The sequence below is a fragment of the Mesorhizobium sp. M7A.F.Ca.CA.001.08.2.1 genome (assembly GCF_003998455.1).
Taxonomy (GTDB): Bacteria; Pseudomonadota; Alphaproteobacteria; order Rhizobiales; family Rhizobiaceae; genus Mesorhizobium; species Mesorhizobium ciceri.
The window spans coordinates 1-1,020 of record NZ_RZPW01001231.1 but is presented as its reverse complement, the minus strand read 5'-3'; the positions used below and the strand labels follow the sequence as shown (position 1 = coordinate 1,020).

The 1,020-nt window shown below is 62.7% G+C and carries 1 protein-coding gene; it reads right to left on the bottom strand.

What is annotated here, in order from left to right; genetic code table 11:
* Positions 1-332: 332 nt before the first annotated feature.
* On the bottom strand, positions 333-1,020 hold a 688-nt coding region (locus tag EN914_RS36420; protein ID WP_127389735.1), incomplete at its 5' end, for a glutaminase.

Below are 1,020 nucleotides of genomic sequence, written 5' to 3'. Positions count from 1 at the left end.
CCGAAGGCCCGCCCGTCGCGGCGCAAGCCGGCGGCGGTGAATGCGCCGGTCGAGCCGGTGGTGTCTTCGACCGTAGCGGAAGAACCCGCGGCCAAGGCCGAGGACAAGACCGACGACAAGCCGAAACGCGGCGGATGGTGGCAGCGGAAGGGCTTTTTCTAAGCCTTTCAGCCACCTGAGCTAGTTTGTTGACAAAAATCCCGCGCCGTCTCGAAGACGGTGCGGGATTTTCTTATCTGGCGCTATTCCGGATCGCGAAAGGCTAAAACGCTTCTTTGATTTTTATGCATGTCGTTGTCCCAAAACCGCTGCGCACTTTTGGGCGACATGCATCACGGCGCGAAGATCGACCAGTTCATCATCCTGGCCAGCTTTTCCAGCGCGATCGACCCCAGCTTGGAGTTGCCGTTGGCATTGAGGCCGGGCGACCAGACGGCAAGCGACGCCACGCCCGGCACGATGCCCAATATGCCGCCGCCGACGCCGCTCTTGCCGGGGATGCCGACGCGGAAGGCGAAATCGCCGGAGCCATCATAGTGACCGCAGGTCAGCATCATCGCGCCGATGCGGCGTGCGCGCTCGGCCGACACCACGGAATGCCCGGTCGCCGGGTTCTTGCCGCCATTGGCGAGGAAGCGGCCGGCGAGCGCCAGTTGCCGGCAACTCATGGCGATGGCGCAGTGGTGGAAGTAGACACCCAGCGCCAACTCCGGCGCATGGTGGAGATTGCCGAAGGATTTCATGTAGTTGGCAAGCGCGAAGTTGCGGTAGCCGGTGGCCCGTTCGGACGCCGCGACCTCTCGGTCGATAATGATCGTCTCGTCATCGGCCAGAAACTGGATGAAGCGCAGGATTTCGCCGATCGCTTCACGCGGCTGGTGGCCGGCAAGCAGGATGTCGGAAATGACGATGGCGCCGGCATTGATGAACGGATTGCGCGGAATGCCGTTCTCATGCTCGAGCTGCACGATCGAGTTGAACGGATTGCCTGACGGTTCGCGCCCGACCCGCTGCCACCTG